We start from the raw sequence: 21798 nt of genomic DNA on the forward strand, positions 1-21798 counted from the left end.
TGCGCCAGTTCAGGCGGTCACCCGGACCACCACGGCCACCTCGTCGCCGGTGTTCACGAGGTGGTGGCCGCCGCCCCCGGCCGAGCCCACGACCCGGGCCCGGCCGGCGGACAGCTCCGACGCCGAGCGCATCTGCCCGTCCGCGGCGGAGGCGATCAGGTGGGCGCGCCCGCTGACCAGGTACAACACCTCCATGCCGTGCCGTCGGGACGGGTGCGGGGCGGGACCGGACACGAAGCTGTTGGGTTCGAGGGCCACCGCGGTCACGCGGAGCCTGCCGCCAGCCCGGCGCCGGGCCGCGCGGGGGGCGGGCTGCCAGCGCCCCCGCCGGGACGGCCGCAGCGCGGGCCCGCTCAGGGAGGCGGCGGCGGCCCGGGCGGCGGCCACCAGGCGGCCCAGGGTCGGCATGCGGCGCTCGCCCAGGTGGGCATAGCCGGAGCGGCGTCCGGCGTCCACCACGTCGCCGATCCCCTCCAGGGAGACGGGTGCGCTCCCGGGGGAGGGCGCGGACGACGGGGCCGGTGCGGCGGCGGCCGGTGCGGCGACGTTGTGGGGAACGGGGAGTACGGCAGTGCCGGAGAGAGTGCGCTGGGGCATCGTGAGAGGATCCTTCACGTGTGCGCGTCCCGGGAACGGGAGCGCGCGGATGTCGTCTGGAAGCCCCGGTGCGCCGGGGCGGCAGGGGGAACGGCCCCGCGGGTTCACGCGGAGACGGAGATCACCCTGCTGGGAGGTGCCCAGCGCCCGGCGTCCACGATGGACTGGGGTGCGCGGAGGGGCACGCGGTCGGTCGGCGGCGTACGAGGACGCCTCGGCTACGACTCAGCGACGACAACACGGACACGCCGCACGGGCCAGGTGGCAGGAGGCCCCGGGGGCCGTACGAGCCATGGCGTCGGTGCGCGTGCGCGGATACATGGGTGTAAGGAGACCAGCAAAGGCCGGGAGGAGTCAAGCGACGGTGCGGTGGCCGCGCGTGTCGTCCCCCTCACCCCGGCGTTCGCGGGGCGTGTTGCGGGCGGCGCTCCGTGGTGGTGACATGTGGAACCCGAGTACGGTGTGCGGCCACCGCCGGAAAAGGCTCCATCCCCCAGCCGTAGTGACAGGAGCGGCCGTTATGGCATCCGTCCCCGGAAGGCGCAGTTGAGCACCGAGGCGCCGGGACTGTGGGCGCGTGTCCTGGTGCGCGCGCTGGTCGTCGCGGCCGCCTGGGTGATGGCGCTCGGCTTCCTCGGACCGGGGGAGGCCCTGCTCGTCGCCGTTCTGACCGCGCTCACCTTCGTGCTGCTGTGGCTGCGCGCCCGCACCGCGGGACCGGCCGCGCCGCCGCCGGGCTCCCCCCGGGGTCCGGACCCGCGCCGACCCCCGGAGGAGGGCTGAGCCGCCCGCGCGGCCCCGGGGCCCGCCCGCGCCATGCCGCCGGACGCTCTTTCGACAAAGCGGTGAGCACCGTGCCGCGCGCGGCGTAGATTCTTGGTCTATGACGGACCGGGATCTTCTCCACGCCCTGCGCTCCGGCCGTACTCCGCCGGAGGACGCCTACGCCAGGCTTCTCGACGCGTACGGAGCGGAGCTGTACCGGCGCTGCATCCTGGTCCTGCGCGACCGCGACGCCGCGCACGTGGTGCTCAGGGACACGCTGATCGTCGCCCGCGCGCACATCGGGCGCCTCGCCGACGCCGACCGGCTGGGGGAGTGGCTGCACGCGCTCGCCGAGGCCGAGTGCGCCCGCCACCGGGCCAACGGTTCGCGGGCCGGGGCCCCGGCCGAGCCGGGGCTGCCGGAGAACACCGCGCTGGTCCCGACGCGGGTGCTCAACGGCATGGTCGGACCCGAACTCGACGGCTACCGCACGCACGTGGCCGTGCGCGCCGACCGCTTCGACCGCGAGGGCTTCCCCAAACCGCCGGGCGACCCGCTCCTGACCCGCGGCCTGGCCTCCCTGCTGCCCGTCGCGCTGGCGCTGCTGTGCGCCCTGCTGCTGATCGTGCTGGCGGGCTACGTGCTCACCACGGACTCCGCGCACGAGCCCTTCCCGGGCCCCGGGGCGGTCGCCTCGCGCAGCCAGCGCTGAGGACACCGCCCGGACACGGCGCGGCCCGACGGGGAGTCCTCCGCCGGGCCGTCGCGGCGACGCCGTGACACGTGTGCTCGCGAGCGACTGGGCCTGCCGCTGTGGACGGGGCTTCTGCTCTGGGGGGTTGTTCGGGTGCCCACGGGGTTCTGGAGGTGCCGGAGGTGAGGCTGCAAGCAGGACTGCGCCGTAGGCGCCCGTTGAGGGTGGTGGTGGGCGACGGGTGGGCACGAGCCGTCTCACCGGAGGCGCCACTGTGCCTGCTTCAACCCGATTCCCGTTCTCCGGGCGCCCGAACAAGGGAAAAGCCGCGCTTCGCGTCCGTTGGGGGTGGCAGCCCGCCTCGCCGCGAAGCGCCCCCGGCGGGCGGTGGCGGGCGACGGGCGGGCCGCAGCGAAGCGGAGGCCCCGAAGAGCACTGACTAGCTTTCCTTGACCTCGGAGATGTGCGAGGCGTCGCCGTGCACGCCCGCCTCCTCGGCGCGCTTGACCGAGGCCACGATCTCCTGCTCGGCCTCGTGGCGGCCGACCCAGGTGGCGCCCTCCACGGACTTGCCCGGCTCCAGGTCCTTGTAGACCGTGAAGAAGTGCTCGATCTCCAGGCGCTCGAACTCGTTCACGTGGTGAATGTCACGCAGGTGCTCCTGGCGCGGGTCCGTCGCGGGGACGCAGAGCAGCTTGTCGTCGCCCCCCGCCTCGTCGCGCATGCGGAACATGCCGATGGCGCGGGCCCGGATCAGGCAGCCCGGGAACGTCGGGGCCTTGAGCAGAACGAGGGCGTCCAGGGGGTCGCCGTCCTCGCCGAGGGTCCCCTCGACGAACCCGTAGTCGGCGGGGTAGGTCGTGGAGGTGAACAGCATGCGGTCGAGACGGATACGACCGGTCTCGTGGTCCACCTCGTACTTGTTGCGCTCCCCCTTGGGGATCTCGATCGTAACGTCGAATTCCATGCTGATCTCGGCTCCCAATGCGACTAATGTCGCCGTATAACTACAACGTCAGGCCGCTACACCGAAGGAAGGGCAGGTGCCCCCGAGTGCGACGGGTACGAGGCGAGGCGCTCCTCGCGCTGGCCCTGCTCAACATATTCGTGCTGATCGCCGGGTTTGTCGCCCTCGACGTGATCGGGGCGCGTCCCCTTCCCGCGGCGCCCAACCCCGTCACGGACGCCGAGGGCGTGGCGGCGGCGCAACCCGCGGCCTCGACTCCGGCGGCCCCGGAACGGATCGCGGACATCCTCGATGATCCCATGTCGGATTCCGGGATCGAGGAGGGCCTCTCCGGTTTCGTCGTGGACGCCGCCACCGGTGAGACGCTCTTCGAGCTGGACCCGGACGCCCCCGTGACCCCGGCCTCGACCACGAAGATCGCCACGGCCGTCGCCGTTCTGGACACCGTCGGACCCGACCACGTGCTGAGCACCGAGGCCTACCTGGTGCCCGGACAGGACCGCGTGGTGCTGCGCGGAGAGGGCGACGTCACCCTGACCACGACCGCCGACTCCGCAGCTTACCCGCAGGTAGCGACCCTGGAGGAGCTGGCCGAGCGCACTGCGCGGGCCCTGGGCGCGGAGGGTGTCGACACGGTCTCCCTCGGCTACGACGACTCGCTGTTCACCGGCCCGGACACCGGCCCCGGCTGGAAGCCCAACTACGTCACCGAGGGCAGCACCGCCACGGTGCACGCGCTGATGATCGACTCCGGGAGGTTCTCCACCGAGGCCAGCGGCTACGGGTCGCGCGTGCCGGACCCGCCCCTGTTCGCGGCCGAGGCCTTCGCCGGACAGCTGGAGGAGGCGGGGATCACGGTCGAGGGCTCCCCCACCGAGGAGCGGGCCTCCGGGGAGCCCGTCGCCAGCGTCGACTCGCCCCCGATGTCGGCCCTGGTCGAGCACATGATGCTGGCCAGCGACAACAACATGGCCGAGGCGCTGGGGAGGGTCACCGCGATCGCCCTGGGCGGGGAGCCCTCCTTCGACGGCGCCGCCGCGGCCACCCACCAGGTGATGGACAGCCTGGGTGTGGAGGGCGTCCAGCTTTCGGACAACAGCGGCCTGAGCACCGAGAACAGGATCACGTCCCGGGCCCTGGTGGAGCTGCTGCGGCTGGCCGCGAGCGGTGACCGCCCCGACCTCAACGCCGCGGTCACCGGGCTGCCCACGGCCAACTCCACGGGCACCCTGGCCAGCGGGGGCCGCTACTCGGTCCACTCCACGGCGCACGAGGGCGCGGGGCTGGTGCGCGGCAAGACCGGCACCCTGAACGGGGTGAGCACCCTGGCCGGGACCATCCACGACCAGGAGGGCAACGTGTTCCTGTTCGCCTTCATGGCCAACCACCCCGCCGCCGTCGGCTCCCGGCTGGACCCCCTGGCCGCCGCCCTCAGCCAGTGCGGCTGCTCCTGACCGGATCACCACGCGGGCGCGCCCCCGGCCGCGCGGCCCGGCGGCCGCGCGCAACCGCCCGGTGACACCGGAGGAACCGGGGAAATCGGCCGTCCTCAGGGTCATCCCGGGCGGTACCCGGAATTCCCACCCTGATCCCCGTGCCGTCCCGCGCCTCGTGGGTAGGCTGGCGGTGTGACTGTGATCGACTGGGACGTAGCCGTGAACACCGGTGTCCGCCTCGTGCGCCCGGGCCCGCAGGTGGACCTGTCCGACGCGCGGCAGGCCGTCGCGCAGTTGCGGGAGCTCTCCACCGTGGCGGCCGGACACGTGCGCGAATTCACCGGGATGAACCCCCTCGAACCAGCGGGCCCCGCGGTCATCGTGGACCGCCCCGGCTGGATCCGAGCCAATGTCGACGGGTTCCGAGTGGTCATCGAACCCGTACTCGAACAGATGGGCGCCGACCGGCTCAACAACAGCCCGGCCGGGAACCTGACCAGCGCGGTCGGCTCCCGGATCACCGGGGTGCAGCTCGGAGCGGTGCTCTCCTACCTGGCGGGGAAGGTCCTCGGCCAGTACGAGCTCTTCCTGCCGCCCGACCCCGACGGCACCCTGCCGACCGGCCGTCTGACCCTGGTGGCGCCCAACATCGTCAACGCCGAACGCGAGATGGACGTCGACCCCCGGGACTTCCGCCTGTGGGTGTGCCTGCACGAGGAGACCCACCGCATGCAGTTCACGGCCACGCCGTGGCTGCGCGGCCACGTCCAGGAGCTCATGCAGGAGCTGCTCCTGTCGTCGGAGATGAACGCGGGCGACCTCATCGGCAGGCTGCGCGCCGCGGGCGAGGCCGTCGCCGACGCCGTCCGGGGCGGGGGCGAGAGCAACCTCATCACCGCCATCCAGAGCCCCGAGCAGAGCGAGATCATGGACCGGGTCACCGCGGTCATGAGCCTGGCCGAGGGGCACGGCGACTTCGTCATGGACGCCGTCGGCCCCGAGGTGGTGCCCAGTGTCGCCACCATCCGCGCCCGCTTCCAGAAGCGCCGCGAGTCCGCCAACCCGATCGACCGGATCATGCGTCAGCTGCTGGGCATGGACATGAAGATGCGTCAGTACGAGGAGGGCGCCGCCTTCGTCCGCGCCGTGGTGGGCGAGGTCGGCATGACCGAGTTCAACCGGGTGTGGACCTCGCCCGAGACCCTGCCCACCCTGGCGGAGATCCGCAACCCCACCGCCTGGGTCGACCGGGTCGTGCGCCCGGCCGCCGTCAACGAGTGAGCGGTCCGCACCCCGCCGTCGCCGCCGTGCGCTCGGCGGTCCGGCGGGTGCTGCGCGACCTGCCCGCCGACGCCACGGCGCTCGTGGCGTGCAGTGGCGGTGCCGACTCCCTGGCGCTGGCCGGCGCGGTGGCCTTCGAGGCCCCCCGCGTCGGCCGGGCCGCGGGGGCGGTGACCGTCGACCACGGGCTCCAGGAGGGCTCGGACCGGCGCGCCGAAGAGGTGGCCAAGGTCCTTGCCGGGCTCGGGCTCGACCCCGTCCTGGTCCGGACGGTGCGGGTGACCGGGCCGGGCGGGCCCGAGGCGTCGGCCCGGCGCGCCCGCTACGAGGCGCTGGACGGCGCGGTCGCCGACCGAGCCCCCGCCGTGGTGCTGCTCGGCCACACCCTCGACGACCAGGCCGAGACGGTCCTGCTCGGCCTGGCCCGCGGCTCCGGGGCCCGCTCGCTGGCGGGCATGGCGCCGCGCGCCGGACACCGCCTGCGCCCCCTGCTGGACCTGGACCGGGCCACCGTGCGCGAGGCCTGCGCCCGGATGGGCCTGGACGCGTGGGAGGACCCGCACAACCTCGACCCCCGCTTCGCCCGGTCGCGCGTGCGCCACGAGGCGCTGCCCGCCCTGGAGCGCGCGCTGGGCCCGGGGATCGCCGCCGCGCTCGCCCGCACCGCCGGCATGCTGCGCGCGGACGCCGACACCCTGGACCTGCTCTCCGACGGCCTGTTCGAGGAGGCGTCCGACCCGGGCGGCGGGGGCGGGCGGGACGCGCGCCCGGTCGGGCCCGTGCTGGCCGTGGCGCCGCTGGAGCGGGCCCCCGAGTCCCTGCGCACCCGGGTGCTGCGCCGCGCCGCGCTCGCCGCGGGCTGTCCGGCCGGCGCGCTGACCGCCCGGCACGTGCGCGAACTGGACCGGCTGGTCACCGAGTGGCGTGGTCAGGCCCACATCGACCTGCCCGGGGGCGTCCGGGGCCGCCGTGTCGCGGGCCGTGTCCGTTTCGAGGGCTGAGGTCCGGCTGCGCCCGGCGTGTCCGCCCTCCGCGACGCGCCGCCGCGGGGGAGGGCGGGCCGCTCCGGCTCCGCCGCCGTGTTCGGCACGTTTATCCTGGTTGCCGCAAACGGGGAACCCAGCAGCGAGGACATCAGCGTGGACGCCAAAGACATGGGCCGGGACCTGGAGAAGGTCCTGGTCACCGAGGAAGAGATCAAGGCCCGCCTGGAGGAGATCGGCGCGCGCATCGACGCCGACTACGCGGGCAAGGACCTGCTCATCGTCGGTGTGCTCAAGGGCGCGGTGATGGTGATGGCCGACCTCGCCCGGGTCCTGCACACCCCGGTCTCGATGGACTGGATGGCGGTCTCCTCCTACGGGGCCGGGACCACATCCTCCGGTGTGGTCCGCATCCTCAAGGACCTGGAGACCGACATCAAGGACCGCGACGTCCTCATCGTCGAGGACGTCATCGACTCCGGTCTGACCCTGTCGTGGCTGATCGGCAACCTGAAGTCGCGCGGGCCCCGCTCGGTGGAGGTCTGCACGATGGTCCGCAAGCCGCTGGCCTTCGACGTGGACCTGCACGTGGAGTACGTCGGCTTCGACCTGCCCAACGAGTTCATCGTCGGCTACGGCCTCGACTACGCGGAGAAGTACCGCAACCTGCCCTTCATCGGCACCCTCGCCCCGCACGTCTACGAGAAGTAGGGCGCGCCCGGCCCGCCGCGGACTCCGTACGGGCTCGCACAGGACCCGTACGGAGGCTGTGGGGAGTGCCACGGGAACAACGCGGTGGGGTGTCGTCGTTGCTTTCATGACGGTTCCCGTCCGGTCGTCCGTGCGGGCGTGCCCGCCCTCGGGGGCGAGGTGTACCGTCGAATATCCCGGCGATGTTCCGGGGAACCACGTGTCCGATAGGTCCTGCTTCGGAAACTCCTCTGGGGTGGGGCGGCCTGGTCAGGAGGGACGGACCCGACAGGGTTCCGCTCACATGAATCTGAAGCGTTTTTTCCGCGGTCCGTGGATCTGGATCCTGGCCGTCGGCCTCATGCTCATCATCGGCTTCCGCGTGTTCGACGTCGGCGGCGGCCCCCAGCCCACCGAGACCGACATCTCGACCGTCCACCAGCTCATCGAGCGGGACGAGGTGGACAACGCCGAGATCGTCGACCGCGACCAGCGCATCGTGCTGACCACCGTGGACGACGAGATCTACGAGGCGTACTGGGTCGAGGGACAGGGCCTGCAGCTCGCGGAGATGCTCCAGACCTCCCTGGACAGCGAGGGCTCCGAGCTGGAGTCCTACGAGGTCTCGGTCGCCACCACGCCGGTGTGGACCACCGCGCTGTTCAGCCTGCTGCCGCTGGTCATCATCATCGTCATCTTCTGGTTCATCTTCAGCCAGATGCAGGGCGGCGGCTCGCGCGTGATGAACTTCGGCAAGTCCAAGGCCAAGCTCATCACCAAGGACACGCCCAAGAACACCTTCGCCGACGTCGCCGGGGCCGACGAGGCCATCGAGGAGCTCCACGAGATCAAGGAGTTCCTCCAGAACCCGGCCAAGTTCCAGGCGATGGGCGCCAAGATCCCCAAGGGCGTGCTCCTGATGGGCCCGCCCGGAACCGGTAAGACCCTGCTGGCCCGCGCCGTCGCCGGCGAGGCCGGGGTCCCGTTCTACTCCATCTCCGGCTCGGACTTCGTCGAGATGTTCGTCGGTGTGGGCGCCTCCCGCGTGCGCGACCTGTTCGAGCAGGCCAAGGCCAACGCCCCCGCGATCATCTTCATCGACGAGATCGACGCCGTCGGCCGCCACCGCGGCGCCGGCATGGGCGGCGGGCACGACGAGCGCGAGCAGACCCTCAACCAGATGCTGGTCGAGATGGACGGCTTCGACGTCAAGGGCGGCGTCATCCTCATCGCCGCCACCAACCGGCCCGACATCCTCGACCCGGCGCTGCTGCGCCCCGGCCGCTTCGACCGGCAGGTCGTCGTGGACCGCCCGGACATGGACGGCCGCCGCGACATCCTCAAGGTCCACGCCAAGGGCAAGCCCATGGCGGACGACGTCGACTTCAACGTCATCGCCCGCCAGACCGCCGGGATGACCGGCGCGGACCTGGCCAACGTCATCAACGAGGGCGCCCTGCTGTCCGCGCGCGCCGACCGGAAGGTCATCACCCACGCCGTCCTGGAGGAGGCGATCGAGCGGGTCATGGCCGGTCCCGAGCGCAAGACCCGGGTGATGTCCGACCGGGAGAAGAAGGTCATCGCCTACCACGAGGGCGGCCACGCCCTGGTGGGCCACGCGCTGCCCAACTCCGACCCGGTGCACAAGATCACCATCCTGCCGCGCGGCCGGGCCCTGGGCTACACGATGTCGGTGCCCACGGAGGACAAGTTCCTCACCTCGCGCTCGCAGATGATGGACCAGCTCGCGATGATGCTCGGCGGCCGCGCCGCGGAGGAGCTCGTCTTCCACGAGCCCACCACCGGTGCGGGCAACGACATCGACAAGGCCACCAACCTGGCCCGCAACATGGTCACCGAGTACGGCATGAGCGAGCGCCTGGGCGCCCGCAAGTTCGGCTCCGGCAACACCGAGCCCTTCCTGGGCCGGGAGATGTCGCACGCCCGCGAGTACTCCGAGGAGATCGCCTCCATCATCGACGAGGAGGTGCGCCGCCTCATCGAGTCCGCGCACGACGAGGCCTACGAGGTCCTCGTCGAGTACCGGGACGTCCTGGACGACCTGGTCGTGGCGCTGCTGGAGAAGGAGACCCTGTCCAAGGCCCAGGTGCTGGAGATCTTCGCGCCGGTGGTCAAGCGCCCCTCCCGCGGCTCCTACACGGGTTACGGCAAGCGCCAGCCCTCGGAGCGGCCCCCGGTGCGCTCCAAGAAGGAACTGGCCGTGCTCAACGGCGCCGAGGTCCCGGGCGCCGACGCGGTGCGGGGCTCCACGGACGTCCAGGACCCCCAGGCGGTCCGGGGCTCCTCGGCCAACGGACAGCACCCGGGGCCGTCCGCCGCCGATGAGGGGGACGAGTCGTGAGCGCGTCCGAGGAACTGCCGCCCAGGTCCGTGGACCGTCTGCGCATCGAGCGCGCCGTCCGCGAGATCCTGCTCGCCATCGGCGAGGACCCCGACCGCGACGGCCTGGTCAAGACGCCCGAACGGGTGGCCAGGGCCTACGAGGAGCAGTTCGCCGGGTTGGGGCAGAAGCCCGGGGACGTGCTCACCACCGTGTTCGAGGCCGACCACGAGGAGATGGTCCTGGTCAAGGACATCGAGCTCTACTCCACCTGCGAGCACCACCTGGTGCCGTTCTACGGGGTGGCGCACGTGGGCTACATCCCCGGCGCGGACGGCCGCATCACCGGCCTGAGCAAGCTCGCCCGCCTGGTGGACGTGTACGCGCGCCGCCCGCAGGTGCAGGAGCGGCTCACCGGCCAGGTGTCGGACGCGATCATGGAGTTCCTCCAGCCGCGCGGGGTGATCGTCGTGGTCGAGGCCGAGCACCTGTGCATGACCATGCGCGGGGTGCGCAAGCCCGGGGCCAAGACCGTCACCTCTGCGGTGCGGGGGATCTTCCGCAGCAGCGACCGGACCCGCTCCGAGGCGATGAGCCTGATCCTGAGCCAGCGCTAGGCAGCGTTCTTTTGGACCTCCGCTCCGCTTCGGTCCGTGTTCGGGCGCCCGGAGAACGGGAATCGGGTTGAAGCAGGCACAGCGGCGCCTACGACGGGTCCGCTCGTGCCCACCCGTCGCCCGCCACCACCCTCAACCGACGCCTACGGCGCAGTTCCCCCACGGGAACCCGTCTCCGGCCCCTCCAGAACCCCGTGGGCGCCCGAACCAACCCCCCACAAGCTGAGACCGTTTCAAAAAACAGACCCTGGGGGCCTTACCGTGAACCCTCCCCGGCGGCCTCGCTCGCCGGGGAGGGTTTCGCGCCTTCGAGGGCGGGCACAAGCCCCGGGCGCGCGCCTCCGGTTTTCCGGCGTACGCGTAGGGTGATCCTTATGGGGCCGAAACACACACTTCCGGGCCTGCCCGACCGCGGGCGGTGCCTGGTCATGGGGGTCGTGAACGTCACCCCCGACTCCTTCTCCGACGGCGGCGCGTGGTTCGATCCCGACAGGGCGATCGAACACGGGTTGCGCCTGGTCGAGGAGGGCGCGGACCTGGTCGACGTGGGCGGTGAGTCCACCCGTCCCGGCGCGCAGCGCGTCTCCGCCGCCGAGGAGCTGCGCAGGGTCGAACCGGTCGTGCGGGAGCTCTCCGCGCGGGGCGTCGCCGTCAGCGTCGACACCATGCGCGCCGAGATCGCCGAGAAGGCCGTGGAGGCCGGAGCCGTCCTGGTCAACGACGTCAGCGGCGGGCTCGCCGACCCGGCCATGGCCCGCCTCGTGGCGTCTTCCGGCGTTGCCTACGTGTTGATGCACTGGCGTGGGCATAGTCATGACATGCAGAGCCGTGCCGTGTACACGGATGTCGTCCAGGAGGTCCTCGATGAGCTCCGCGACCGTATGGAGGCCATGATCAGTGCAGGTGTCGACCCCGGCCAGATCGTCCTGGACCCCGGGTTGGGATTCTCCAAGCGCCCCGAGCAGGCGCACAACTGGGCGCTGCTGCACGAGCTGGAGCGCTTCCACGAGCTGGGGCGCCCCGTGCTGGTGGCCGGATCGCGCAAGCGCTTCCTGAGCCGCCTGCTCGGCGACGCCAAGGGCGAGGACCGCCCCTTCACCGAGTGCGACGCCGCCACCGCGGCCGTCACCACCCTGTCCGCGGACCGGGGGGCGTGGGCCGTGCGGGTGCACGACGTCCGTCCCAGCGCCGACGCCGTCCGCGTGGCGGCCGCCTGGTCCGACGGCGGCGCCCGTCTGGACGAGGGACGCGCCGAGCCGGTGGAGGGCAGCCTGTGAAGTCCCGCCAGGAGGTCATGGAGCGCGTGGCCGAGGCCAACGCGCAGTTCTACAGCGCCATCGAGAACGGCGACATCGACCTGATGCGCAGTGTCTGGGCGGAGGAGCACCAGGCGCCCGACCTGGTGTGCGTGAACCCCGGTTGGCCGCTGCTGCGCGGGCGCACCGAGATCATGCGCGCCTGGTCGCTGATCATGGCCAACGTCACCTACATCCAGTACGTGCTCACCGAGACCCACATCGGGGTCGGCGGCGACATCGCCATGGTCACGTGCGAGGAGAACGTGCTGACCGCCGAGGAGGACAGCCCCGGTTTCGTCGCGGGCGGCCAGGTGGTGACCACCAACCTGTTCGTGGACACCGACCAGGGGTGGCGGCTGTGGTCGCACCACGCCTCGCCCGTGCTCATGGAGGAGGACGAGGACGAGGGAGAGGTCGAGGCCTGATGCCCGATCGCGTCGCGCTCCGCGGACTGCGGGCCCGCGGCCACCACGGCGTGTTCGACTTCGAGCGCCGGGAGGGCCAGGACTTCGTGGTCGACGCGGTGCTGTACCTGGACACCGCCCCGGCGGCGGCCTCCGACGACGTGGGCGACACCGTCCACTACGGCCTGCTCGCCGACCGGCTGGTCGCGATCGTGACCGGGGAACCGGTCAACCTGATCGAGACGCTCGCCGAGCGGCTGGCCCGGGAGTGCCTGGCCGAACCGCTGGTCGAGCGGGCGGAGGTGACGGTGCACAAGCCGTCCGCGCCCATCGAGCACGAGTTCGCCGACGTGGCCGTCACCGTGGTCCGGGAGCGGACGCGGCGCGAGCCCGGCGACCTCGGGGACGCCCGGGACCCGGGAGGCGCGCAGGACCCCGCCAGGCGGCGCGCCGTGCTCTCCCTGGGCTCCAACCTCGGGGACCGGATGGCGGCCCTCCAGGGGGCCGTGGACACGCTGCTGGGCGGCGCGGACGCGCCCGTCCCGGTGGCGGTGTCCCCCGTCTACGAGACCGAGCCGGTGGGCGGACCCGAACAGGGCGCCTTCCTCAACGCGGTCCTGGTCGTGGACACCGACGGCCCGCCCCGCGCCCTGCTGGAGCGCGCCCGCGCGGCCGAGCGGGCCTTCGACCGCGTCCGCGAGGTCCGGTGGGGGCCGCGCACGCTGGACGTGGACGTGATCGCGTTCGGGGACGTGCGCGACGACGACCCGGAGTTGACCCTGCCGCACCCGCGCGCCCACGAACGGGGGTTCGTGCTCCGGCCCTGGCTGGACGCCGACCCCGGGGCGCGCCTGCCCGGCAGGGGACCGGTCGCCGATCTGCTGGGGGCCTGCGGTGAGCAGGGGCTGCGCCGGCGCGACGACCTGCGGCTGCGCCTGCCGGGGCGGGCCTGATGTCCGGGGACGAGGAGGGGCGGATGCGCCCCACCGGGTGGCGGGTGCCGTCCCTGCTGGCGGTGGTCGGCGCCCTCGCGGGGGTGCTGGTCACCAACTCCCTGCCGGGGCTGCCGCTGCTGCCGTGGTCGGCGATCCCGACCCTGCTGCTGCTCGCGGTCGCCGAGGGCTACACGGCGGGGCGGACCCGCAGGCGCATCCGCCGGGAGCCGGGGACCGAGCCGATGCAGCCGCTCAGCGCGGCCCGCCTGGTCGCCCTGGCCAAGGCCAGCGCGCTGTTCGCGTCCCTGGCGCTGGGCTTCTTCGCCGGGATGGCGCTGTCGGTGTCGGACACGCTGGTGCTGCCCGTGCACCGCGAGGTGTTCCTCACCGCGCTGGGCACGGCCCTGTCGTCGGGGCTGCTGCTGGCCGCCGCCCTGTACCTGGAGCACGCCTGCCGGGTCCCCGAGGACGACGATCCGCAGGACGGCGCCCGGTTCTGACTCCTCGGGGTCTTTCGTCCGAATTCGCCTGCGCGCCGCGTCGGTCTGCCGGTGCTTGCCCCCGGATGGTTGACTGGCTCCGTGGAGACCAGTGACACGACACCGCCGCCCGGGCCCTCCAGGCCGCTCGACGCGGCGTTCGCACCGCCCGGGGACGCCTCCTGGAGCCGTGTGTCGCCCGCCCTGGCCTGGTACCGCCGGATCGTGGTGGGCGCGCTGTGCCTGATCGCCGGAGGCGGGGGCGCCGTGCTGCTGTTCGCGCGGGCCTCCTGGCCCTGGGCCGCCGCCTGGGCGGTGCTGGCCGCGGTGGTCCTGGCCGCGGGCTGGGTCCTGGCCGGGCTCTTCCGCCGGTCGTGGGGCTACGCGGAGGCCGACGAGGAGCTCTACCTCACCTACGGGGTGTTCGTGAGGCAGCTGGTGGTCATCCCCTACGGCCGGATGCAGGTCGTGGACGTCACCGCCGACCTCCTCGAACAGGCCCTGGGCATCGCCACCGTGCAGGTGCGCACCGCCGCCAGCACCGCGGACACCCGGGTGGTCGGGCTGCCGCTGGCCGAGGCCGTCCGGATGCGCGACCGGCTCGCGGCGCGCAGTGAGAGCTTCTCGACGGGGTTGTAAGTGCACGGACCAGCTCAGCCGCCGCAGGGGCCCCCGGGTCCGCACGTCCGACCGGGGCCCGCCGGTCCGCAGTGGTACCAGGGCCCTCCGGGCCGCCCGGGGCCGCCGTTCGGTCCGCCCGGGCCGTCGTCCGGTCCGCCGCAGCCGCCCGCCATGCCGCCCCCGACCGGGTGGCTGCCCCAGCCGGTCCGGCCCCCGCGGCCGGAGGACGACGTCACCACGGGCGTGTTCCGCGCGCACTGGATGAGCGTCCCGCTCCAGGTCGTCGCGGTGACCCTGGTGTTCGTGGCGCTGGTCGGCCCCATCCTCAACACCTTCGGCTTCGCCTGGGTCGTGATGATGGCGGTGGCCGTCGTCTTCGGCACGCTCGCCTACGCCCTGCCCGCGTGGTGGTACGCCACCTTCGGGCTGCGCGAGGACCACCTGGTCGTCCACAGCGGCCTGGTCAGGCGCAGCTCGCGCGAGGTGCCGCTCAGCCGCCTCCAAGCGGTGGACGTGGTCCGGCCCCTGTTCCTCCAGGTGTTCGGCATGGCCGAACTGCGCGTCGAGCTGGCGGGCGGCGACGGGAGCGACATCCGGCTGCGCTGCCTGCCCCGCGTCCTGGCCGAGCGCCTGCGCGTGGCCGTCCTCGCGCACGCCGCCGGACTCCCCGGGCGCTCGCCCGAGGCGCCGGAGTGGCCGTTCTACCGGCTGCCCTTCCTGCTGCTGCTCGGCGCGCTGACCTTCCGCGTGCCGGTCCTGCTGTCCTTCATCGCGCTGCTCATGCTCGCCACCGCGGGCGCGGTCTTCGCGGAACCGGGCGTGGTGGGCGCGCTCCTCCCGCTCACCCTGGGGCTGCTGCGCTACTTCTGGGGGCCCCTGGCCCGCTACACCGACTACTACGCCTCCCTGTCCTCCGACGGCCTGCGCCTGCGCTACGGCATGTTCCAGCGGCGCATGCAGACCGTCCCGCCGGGGCGCGTGCAGGCCGTGCGCGTGGTCGAGCCCCTGCTCTGGCGGGCCCTGGGCGTGGCCCGGGTCGAGGCCAACGTCGCCGGTTACGCGGGCGCGCGCCAGGCCGACTCGTCCACCCTGCTGCCCGTGGCGCCGCGCCGCACGGCCTTCGCCCTGGTCAACGAGCTGTTCCCGGAGAGCGAGGCGGCCCACGTGCCGCTCGTGCCCAACGACAGGCCGGTGCCGAACCTGATGGGCGTGGACGAGCACCTCTTCGTCAGCACGCGCGGCCTGTTCTGCCTGGTGACGGAGATCGTCCCGGTGGAGCGAGTCCAGACGGCGCGCCTGGTGGCCGGGCCGCTGTCCCGCCTGACGGGGCGTGTCGCGGTGGACGTGGACACGCCCCCCGGGCCGGTCCGCGCCAGGGCCCACGGGCGCGGGGCCCGGGAGGCGCGCCGCTTCCTGGACGCGCTGGCCGAGCACGGGCGCCGGGCCCGGGTGCCCGCGGCGGGCACGGAGCGCTGGGCGACCCGCGCCACCCTCACCCGCCGGACCGGGGCCGCCGGGCGGCCCTCCTTCGAGGAGGCCGGACCCGGGGAGCCCGCGCCCGCCGGGGACCCGGAGCACGCCGGGGACTCGGAGGGACCGACGCGCGACGAGGCCCCGGCCGCGCCGTCGCAGGACGGCCGTCCGCGCTTCCTGGCTCCGGGGGCCGAAGGTCCCGAATCCGGGGATCCGGGGTCAGGGGCCGCGGAAACCGGGAAAGACGGCACCGCCGACACCTCCGCCGAGGGCGGTACGGAGGGGACCCGGGACACCCCCGGACTCTGATGTGTCGTGCGTCACATTAAGGGGCTCCCGGGCTCCCTTTTGTGGTTCACATGTCGGACATGGATGCGCACGGATGGTGATAATTCCAGCTCGCGGCCGCGAAATGCTTTCGCGTTATGACCACGTGGGGCGAGGGAGTATGGCTAAATGGTGACCGAACACGGGGAGTGTTCAGTGTCATACACATAGTCAATGGTATTGACCGGTTGGCGCCCCCCGCCAACCGGTCCGACGGGAGAAACCACATGCTGAAGAAGGCTTTCGCCGCCAGTGCCATCGCCGCCGCCGCCGCGGGCGTCCTGTTCACCGGCGCTCCGGCCATGGCCGTCGACGACGTCTCGACCTCCGGCAACGGAAGCATCCTGGGGGGCAACCAGCTCGTGGCCGACCTGGACGTGCCGATCAACGTCTGCGGCAACGCCATCGCGGTCCTCGGTGTGGCCGGCGCCAACTGCGTCGACTCCGGCGCCACGGTGAAGAACTAGTAGCAGCTCCGGGCGGCCTGCTCCGGCCCCGCCGGGCGACGGGCTCCCGGACGAGGCGCCATCCCGTGACGACGGGGTGGCGCCTTCGCCGTGTCCGGGACCCGCACCCGGTCCTCCCGGATCCGCCCCGCGAACCCCGCCCGCGACCCGCCCCCCTTTCGCTCGGCCGCAACCGCAATTGTCGTCCGACTGGAAACCGCCCGACCGGTGACGCTGCGCGCACACGCCTCCCGCCGATGTCTGGGCCTTTGTCCCGAACACACCCGAGAGGCGCGCGCACCCAGTGTGAACATAAGGACTTTTCTCGTTATAAGGCCAGCTCAAAGCAGGGAAACGAGGGCTTCCCGGGGGTAATTTCTTGAGCGGTTCCCCAGGGAGCCGCCACACAACCAGCCGTCCGGCGGTCCCCCCGACCGGACACAGAAGGAGACGCGTAGTGCTCAAGAAGACGCTCGCCACCAGTGCCGTGATCCTCGCCTCCGCCGGGGTCCTCCTCACCGCGGCACCGGCGGCCGCGAACATCGGCACCTGGACCTCCAACCACGGTTCCGACTTCAGCGGCAACCTCTCCTACATCAACGGCCTGACCAACGGCAACGTGGGCTGCGGCAACTCCAACGCCGCCTTCGGCCAGTCCCTGGGCTCGTGCTTCAACACCGGGGTGATCATCCAGGACTGATCCGGCCGGTCCCGCGGAGGGGGCCACGCGCCGGGTGGTGGGGGCGGACGCGGTGTCCGCCCCCACACGCGTGCCCGGGGGCGGGTCGGCAGGTCACCGGCCGGGGAGGACTATCGTGTGCTCAGGCGCCCCGGAACGACAGGAACCGGACGCGCCCCACGCGTTCGGACCACGAGGGGGCACACATGGAGACGACGCAGGGACGCCCCGCCCGCCTGCGGATCGGCGTCATCGGATCCGGGCGGGTCGGCTCCGTCCTCGGCCAGGCCCTGGGCCGGGCCGGGCACAAGGTCGTCGCCGCCTCCGCGGTCTCCGACGCCTCCCGGGCCCGCGCCGCCGAGCGCCTGCCCACCGCGCGCGTGCTCGAACCGGCCCGGGTCGCCGAGGCCAGCGACCTCGTCCTGCTCACCGTCCCCGACGACGCCCTCCCCGAACTCGTCGAAGGGCTCGCCTCCACCGGCACCGACCTGCGCGGCAAGATCCTCGTCCACGCCAGCGGAGCCCACGGCTACGGCGTCCTGGCCCCCGCCACCCTCGTCGGCGCCCTGCCCCTCGCGCTCCACCCCGCCATGACCTTCACCGGGCGCGACGAGGACATCGACCGCCTCGCCAACTGCGCGTTCGGCGTCACCGCGCCCGAGCAGCTGCGCCCCATCGCCGAGGCCCTCGTCGTCGAGATGGGCGCCGAACCCGTGTGGATCACTGAGGACAAGCGCACCCTCTACCACGCGGCCCTCGCCGGAGGCGCCAACCACCTGGTCACCCTGGTCTCCGACAGCGCCGCCCTGCTCGCCTCCGCCGGGGTCCCCGAACCCGGCCGCATGCTCGCCCCCATGCTCAGCGCGGCCCTGGACAACGCCCTGCGCCTGGGCATCCACGGTCTGAGCGGCCCCGTCCTGCGCGGCGACGCGGGAACCGTCGCCGGGCACATCGAGCAGCTGCGGGAGAACGCGCCCGAGAGCGTGGCCAGCTACGTCGAACTCGCCCGGCTCACCGCCGACCGCGCCATCAACGCCGGGATGCTCAAGCCCGAGGACGCCGCGCGCCTGCTCGACGTCCTCCGCCGCTGAGACGCCGCCGGGTCCGGCGCGCGTACGGCCGCCGCGACGCAGAACACCACCACGGGAAACCACCGATGACCGCACCGCACTCCGCCGCCCCCGCCCCCCTCGTCGCGCACACGTCCGAGGAGCTGTGCCGCGCCCTCACGGGCGCCGGACGCGTCGCCCTCGTCCCCACCATGGGCGCCCTGCACGAGGGCCACCGCAGCCTCATGCGCCTGGCCCGCGAACGCGCCGACACCGTGGTCGTCAGCGTCTTCGTCAACCCGCTCCAGTTCGGGCCCGACGAGGACTTCGACCGCTACCCGCGCACCCTGGACACCGACACCGCCGTGTGCGCGGAGGAGGGCGTCGACGTGGTCTTCGCCCCCGGCGTCGACACCATGTACCCCGCCGAGCAGACGGTCACCGTCCACGCGGGCGCGATGGGCGACCGGCTGGAGGGCGCCTCCCGCCCCGGGTTCTTCACCGGCGTGCTCACCGTGGTCAGCAAGCTCCTCCACCTGGTCGGCCCGGACCTCGCGGTCTTCGGCAGCAAGGACGCCCAGCAGCTCGCCGTGGTCCGCCGCATGGCCGCCGACCTCAACATGCCCGTTGAGATCGTCGGCGCGCCCACCCTGCGCGACCCCGACGGCCTGGCCACCTCCAGCCGCAACGTCTACCTGTCCGCGGCCGAGCGCGCCAGCGCCCTGTCGCTGTCCCGCGCCCTGGAGGCGGGCCGCGCCGCCGCCTCCGGGGGCCCCGACGCCGTCCGCGCCGCGGCCCGGGCCGTCCTGGACGACGCGGCCGGGGCCGAGCCGCCCGTCGAACTCGACTACCTCGCGTTGGTCGATCCGGCCACCTTCGCCGACGTCCCCGCCGACCACGCGGGCGGGGCCGTCCTGGCCGTCGCCGCCCGCGTGGGCGCGACCCGGCTCATCGACAACGTGTCCCTGACCCTCTAGGCGGTGTCTTCCTTGGACCTCCGCTCCGCGCCGCCCCGTGTCCGGGCGTCCGAACCCCCCGCACACCAGCGCCGCGTACCGGCGACACCCCGGAAGAGAGAACACGGATGAGCACACCCCTCCAGACACGGCTCGACGCCCCCGGGCCGGGGTGGACGATCGAGGCCGACGTCGCGGTCGTCGGCTCGGGCATCGCCGGTCTGAGCACCGCGCTGCGCTACGTCCAGCGCACCGAACGCGGCCGGGTCGTGCTCGTCACCAAGGACCGCCTGTCCACCGGCTCCACCGCCTACGCCCAGGGCGGGATCGCCGCCGCCATGGCGCCCGAGGACGGGCCCGTCGCCCACATGGTCGACACCCACCTGGCGGGGGCGGGCCTGTCCGACCCCCACGCCGTCAACGTCCTGGCCGCCGAGGGCCCCGACGCCCTGCGCTGGCTCATCGGGCTGGGCGCCGAGTTCGACCTCGCCGAGGACGGCGCCCTGGCCCTCACCCGCGAGGGCGGCCACCGCGCCGACCGCGTCGCGCACGCGGGCGGCGACGCCACCGGCGCCGAGATCCAGCGCGCCCTCGTGGCCGCCGTCCTGGCCGAGGAGCGCATCGAGGCCGTCGAGCACGCCGTGGCCCTGGACGCCCTGCGCGACCCCGACACGGGAGCGGTGTGCGGCGCCACCCTGCACGTCATGGGCGAGGGCGCCCGCGACGGCGTCGGCGCGGTCCTGGCCCCCGCCGTGGTGCTGGCCACCGGCGGCATGGGACAGGTCTTCGCCGCCACCACCAACCCGCCCGTGTCCACCGGGGACGGCCTCGCCCTGGCCGCCCGCGCCGGGGCGCGCCTGCGCGACCTGGAGTTCATCCAGTTCCACCCCACGGTGCTCTGGCTGGGCCCCGAGGCGCGCGGGCGCCAGCCCCTGGTCTCCGAGGCCCTGCGCGGGGAGGGCGCCTACCTGGTGGACGCGCAGGGCCGGCGCATCATGGAGGGCGTCCACGAGCTGGCCGACCTCGCCCCCCGCGACGTGGTGGCGCGCACCATCGCCCGCACGATGGCCGAGCAGGGCGTCGACCACGTCTACCTGGAGACCCGCCACTTCGGCCCGGCCACCTGGGAGCGGCGCTTCCCGACCATCCTCGCCTCCTGCCGCGAACACGGCATCGACCCGCTCACCCAGCCGGTCCCCGTCGCCCCCGCCGCCCACTACGCCTCCGGCGGCGCCGAGGTCGACATCGACGGCCGCACCTCGGTCCCCGGCCTGTGGGCCGTGGGAGAGGTCGCCCGCACGGGGGTGCACGGCGCGAACCGGCTCGCCTCCAACTCCCTGCTGGAGGGCCTGGTCTACGCCGACCGGATCGCCGCCCGCCTGGCGGGCGACCCCGCCCCCCGGCCCGCGCGGGCCGGGGCCGTCGGCACCGTCACCGCGCTCCCCGACCCCGCCGCCGCGGCCCGCGTGCGCACCCTGATGTCACGCCACGCCGGGGTGCTGCGCACCGGCGAGGGGCTCGCCGAGCTGACCGCAGAACTCGACGCCCTCGCCCGCCCCGGTTCCCCGGTCACCCCCGACGTGGCCGCCTGGGAGACCGCCAACCTGCTCACCGCGGCCCGGCTCGTGGCCGCCGCCGCGCTGCACAGGACCGAGAGCAGGGGCGCGCACCAGCGCGCCGACCACCCCGAGCCCGTACCCGGGCTCCGGATCCGCCCCGTCGTCGTCCGACTGGAAGGGAACACCATCGTGACCACGGATGAGGACTGGACGCCCTCCCTGCCGCCCGCGCTCACCGCGGAACTGGACTCCATCGCCTTCCCCCTCGCCGGTTCGGGCACCCGCCCGGACGCGCGCGCCGAGTTCGCCCTCCCGTACACCGCCCCCTCGCAGTCCCACGTGGACCTGGTCCGCCGCGCCCTGTCCGAGGACCTCACCGCGGGACCGGGCATCGACGTCACCACCGTCGCGACCATCCCAGGCGACCAGGTGCGCACCGCGCACGTGGTGGCCCGCGCCGACGGCACCGTCAGCGGCCTCCCGCTCGCCGAACTCGTCTTCTGGCTGGTCGCCGACGGGGCCCTGGAGGCGCACCGGACCGTGGCCGACGGCGACGCGGTCAAGCGCGGCGACGTCCTGATGACGGTCACCGCGCGCACCCGCGACCTGCTCACCGCGGAGCGGACCGCGCTCAACTTCCTCACCCACATGTCCGGAATCGCCACCGCCACCCGCGCCTGGGTGGACGCCGTGGCCGGGACCGGCGCCCGGATCAGGGACAGCCGCAAGACCCGGCCGGGGCTGCGCGCGCTGGAGAAGTACGCCGTGCGCTGCGGCGGCGGGGTCAACCACCGCTACGGCCTCAGCGACGCCGGACTGGTCAAGGACAACCACGTCGTCGCCGCGGGCGGCGTCGGCGAGGCGGTCCGCGCCATCCGCGCGCGCTTCCCCGACCTCCCCCTGGAGGTGGAGGTGGACCGGACCGACCAGATCGAGGACGCCATCGCCGCGGGCGCCGAGGAGATCCTGCTCGACAACTTCACCGTCGAGCGGCTCCGCGAGGCGGTCGCGCTGGTCGCGGGCCGTGCGCGGCTGGAGTCCTCCGGGGGCCTGACCCTGGACGTGGCGGGTGACGTGGCCCGTACCGGGGTGGACTACCTGGCGGTCGGGGCGCTCACCCACTCCAGCCCGGCGCTGGATATCGCGCTTGACCTGTTGTGAGCGGCCCGGTTGGTGGAAGATTCCTTGAGAACACACCACT

General features: G+C 73.5%; 21 protein-coding genes and 1 pseudogene. 20 read left to right on the plus strand and 2 right to left on the minus strand.

Going from position 1 to position 21798, the window contains the following annotated elements; all coding sequences use genetic code 11:
- Nucleotides 1-9 precede the first annotated feature (9 nt).
- Nucleotides 10-597 (minus strand): cupin domain-containing protein, encoded by a 588-nt coding sequence (locus tag AC0VX6_RS02355; protein ID WP_274976019.1) that lies wholly within the window; start codon nucleotides 595-597, stop codon nucleotides 10-12.
- A gap of 546 nt (nucleotides 598-1143) precedes the next feature.
- Here AC0VX6_RS02355 and AC0VX6_RS02360 point away from each other — a divergent pair.
- Nucleotides 1144-1380, plus strand: coding sequence for a hypothetical protein (locus AC0VX6_RS02360; RefSeq protein WP_274976020.1), 237 nt, complete (start codon nucleotides 1144-1146; stop codon nucleotides 1378-1380).
- A gap of 100 nt (nucleotides 1381-1480) precedes the next feature.
- Nucleotides 1481-2074, plus strand: coding sequence for an RNA polymerase sigma factor (locus AC0VX6_RS02365; protein ID WP_475467311.1), 594 nt, complete (start codon nucleotides 1481-1483; stop codon nucleotides 2072-2074).
- A 421-nt stretch (nucleotides 2075-2495) separates the two neighbouring features.
- Here the strand turns inward: AC0VX6_RS02365 and AC0VX6_RS02370 are convergent, their stop codons facing one another.
- A complete protein-coding gene (locus AC0VX6_RS02370; RefSeq protein ID WP_013155954.1) occupies nucleotides 2496-3023 on the minus strand; it encodes an inorganic diphosphatase in 528 nt (175 codons plus the stop codon).
- Between the two features lie 86 nt (nucleotides 3024-3109).
- Between AC0VX6_RS02370 and dacB the strand changes: the two genes are divergently transcribed.
- From dacB to AC0VX6_RS02460, 18 genes and pseudogenes are all read left to right on the plus strand, one after another.
- Complete coding sequence (dacB, locus tag AC0VX6_RS02375) at nucleotides 3110-4477, plus strand: D-alanyl-D-alanine carboxypeptidase/D-alanyl-D-alanine endopeptidase (RefSeq protein ID WP_475467312.1); 1368 nt, start codon at nucleotides 3110-3112, stop codon at nucleotides 4475-4477.
- Between the two features lie 180 nt (nucleotides 4478-4657).
- Nucleotides 4658-5740: a zinc-dependent metalloprotease gene (locus AC0VX6_RS02380; RefSeq protein WP_212644627.1), complete on the plus strand. Its 1083-nt coding sequence runs from the start codon at nucleotides 4658-4660 to the stop codon at nucleotides 5738-5740.
- Nucleotides 5737-6741 carry a tRNA lysidine(34) synthetase TilS gene (gene tilS, locus AC0VX6_RS02385; RefSeq protein ID WP_274976023.1) on the plus strand — a complete coding sequence of 335 codons (1005 nt, stop codon included), beginning with the start codon at nucleotides 5737-5739 and terminating at the stop codon, nucleotides 6739-6741. The genes AC0VX6_RS02380 and tilS overlap by 4 nt, the downstream gene beginning before the upstream one ends.
- A gap of 138 nt (nucleotides 6742-6879) precedes the next feature.
- Nucleotides 6880-7434 (plus strand): hypoxanthine phosphoribosyltransferase, encoded by a 555-nt coding sequence (gene hpt / locus AC0VX6_RS02390; protein ID WP_274976024.1) that lies wholly within the window; start codon nucleotides 6880-6882, stop codon nucleotides 7432-7434.
- 283 nt (nucleotides 7435-7717) lie between these two features.
- Nucleotides 7718-9775 (plus strand): ATP-dependent zinc metalloprotease FtsH, encoded by a 2058-nt coding sequence (gene ftsH / locus AC0VX6_RS02395; protein WP_274976025.1) that lies wholly within the window; start codon nucleotides 7718-7720, stop codon nucleotides 9773-9775.
- Complete coding sequence (gene folE, locus AC0VX6_RS02400; RefSeq protein WP_047870502.1) at nucleotides 9772-10371, plus strand: GTP cyclohydrolase I FolE; 600 nt, start codon at nucleotides 9772-9774, stop codon at nucleotides 10369-10371. Before ftsH ends, folE begins: the two co-directional genes overlap by 4 nt.
- A gap of 374 nt (nucleotides 10372-10745) precedes the next feature.
- A complete protein-coding gene (folP, locus tag AC0VX6_RS02405; protein ID WP_248773316.1) occupies nucleotides 10746-11648 on the plus strand; it encodes a dihydropteroate synthase in 903 nt (300 codons plus the stop codon).
- Nucleotides 11645-12094, plus strand: coding sequence for a nuclear transport factor 2 family protein (locus AC0VX6_RS02410; protein WP_475467313.1), 450 nt, complete (start codon nucleotides 11645-11647; stop codon nucleotides 12092-12094). Before folP ends, AC0VX6_RS02410 begins: the two co-directional genes overlap by 4 nt.
- Nucleotides 12094-12450 (plus strand): annotated as a pseudogene (gene folB, locus AC0VX6_RS02415) (dihydroneopterin aldolase); the annotation flags it as partial. The gene AC0VX6_RS02410 and the pseudogene folB, both read left to right, overlap by 1 nt.
- A gap of 75 nt (nucleotides 12451-12525) precedes the next feature.
- Nucleotides 12526-13026: a 2-amino-4-hydroxy-6-hydroxymethyldihydropteridine diphosphokinase gene (gene folK / locus AC0VX6_RS02420; protein ID WP_274978028.1), complete on the plus strand. Its 501-nt coding sequence runs from the start codon at nucleotides 12526-12528 to the stop codon at nucleotides 13024-13026.
- On the plus strand, nucleotides 13026-13508 hold the full coding sequence (locus AC0VX6_RS02425; RefSeq protein ID WP_274976026.1) for a DUF3180 domain-containing protein: 483 nt from the start codon (nucleotides 13026-13028) through the stop codon (nucleotides 13506-13508). The genes folK and AC0VX6_RS02425 overlap by 1 nt, the downstream gene beginning before the upstream one ends.
- A 171-nt stretch (nucleotides 13509-13679) precedes the next feature.
- Nucleotides 13680-14126: a PH domain-containing protein gene (locus AC0VX6_RS02430; protein ID WP_274978029.1), complete on the plus strand. Its 447-nt coding sequence runs from the start codon at nucleotides 13680-13682 to the stop codon at nucleotides 14124-14126.
- 153 nt (nucleotides 14127-14279) lie between these two features.
- Nucleotides 14280-15890, plus strand: coding sequence for a PH domain-containing protein (locus tag AC0VX6_RS02435; RefSeq protein ID WP_475467314.1), 1611 nt, complete (start codon nucleotides 14280-14282; stop codon nucleotides 15888-15890).
- 245 nt (nucleotides 15891-16135) lie between these two features.
- Nucleotides 16136-16375, plus strand: coding sequence for a chaplin family protein (locus tag AC0VX6_RS02440; RefSeq protein WP_019610459.1), 240 nt, complete (start codon nucleotides 16136-16138; stop codon nucleotides 16373-16375).
- Nucleotides 16376-16811: 436 nt separating this feature from the next.
- Nucleotides 16812-17054: a hypothetical protein gene (locus tag AC0VX6_RS02445; protein WP_274976029.1), complete on the plus strand. Its 243-nt coding sequence runs from the start codon at nucleotides 16812-16814 to the stop codon at nucleotides 17052-17054.
- 185 nt (nucleotides 17055-17239) lie between these two features.
- On the plus strand, nucleotides 17240-18124 hold the full coding sequence (locus tag AC0VX6_RS02450) for a Rossmann-like and DUF2520 domain-containing protein (RefSeq protein WP_475467315.1): 885 nt from the start codon (nucleotides 17240-17242) through the stop codon (nucleotides 18122-18124).
- Between the two features lie 65 nt (nucleotides 18125-18189).
- Nucleotides 18190-19059 carry a pantoate--beta-alanine ligase gene (panC, locus tag AC0VX6_RS02455; RefSeq protein ID WP_274976031.1) on the plus strand — a complete coding sequence of 290 codons (870 nt, stop codon included), beginning with the start codon at nucleotides 18190-18192 and terminating at the stop codon, nucleotides 19057-19059.
- Between the two features lie 107 nt (nucleotides 19060-19166).
- The gene (locus tag AC0VX6_RS02460; protein WP_475467316.1) at nucleotides 19167-21758 is read left to right on the plus strand and encodes an L-aspartate oxidase; all 2592 of its coding nucleotides are present in this window, start codon (nucleotides 19167-19169) and stop codon (nucleotides 21756-21758) included.
- Nucleotides 21759-21798 lie beyond the last annotated feature (40 nt).

Source organism: Nocardiopsis sp. iso_25 (assembly GCF_056173305.1).